Below are 791 nucleotides of genomic sequence, written 5' to 3' on the forward strand. Positions count from 1 at the left end.
GAGGCCCACCGGCTGGACGCCAACCTGTCCACCATCACCGTGCGCTCGGCCGACGGCTTCACCTTCAACCTCGACGTCAGCCAGATCATCCACATCCCGCGCAACGACGCGCCCAAGGTCATCGCCCGCTTCGGCAGCATGGAGGCCCTGGTCACGCAGGTGCTGGAGCCCACCATCGGCAACTACTTCCGCAACGCCGCGCAGAACTCGGACGTCATCGACTTCCTGAAGAAGCGCAGCGAGCGCCAGGCCGAGGCCAAGGCCGCCATCGCCGTGGCGTTGAAGGCCTATGACGTCGGTGCGGTGGAGACGCTGATCGGCGACATCGTGCCGCCGGCCGAACTGATGAAGACGCTGACCGACCGCAAGCTGGCCGAGCAGGAGAAGGTCACCTTCACGACGCAGATGGAAGCCCAGGGCGTGCGCCAGCAGCTCGAGCAGGCCACGGCCCTGGCCCGCACCCAGGCCCAGGTGGTGGATGCCGAGCGCAAGGTGGCCATCGCCGAGTTCAGCGCCCAGGCGGCGGTGAAGACGGCTGACGGTGCGGCGCGCTCGAAGAAAATCACGGCGGAAGCCGATGCCGAGGTCACGCGCGTGACCGGCCAGGCCGAGGCCGGCCGCACGCTGGCCATCGGTGAGGCCGAGGCCGAGGTCATCCGCCAGAAGATCGGCTCGATGGAATCGGGCAACTACGCCATCGTGCAGGTCGCCCAGGCCCTGGCCGGCGCYGGCGTGCAACTGGTGCCCGAGGTCGTGGTGGGTGGTGGTCAGGGCGCGGGGCAGGGCGGCAC

Annotated in this window: 1 protein-coding gene; it reads left to right on the plus strand. The window is 69.2% G+C overall.

Annotated elements, in window-relative coordinates; translation table 11 throughout:
- A partial coding sequence (locus AC1DU6_RS33615) for an SPFH domain-containing protein (RefSeq protein WP_477862694.1) occupies nt 1-791 on the plus strand: 791 nt, incomplete at both ends.

The sequence above is a fragment of the Roseateles sp. P5_B10 genome, assembly GCF_056400485.1.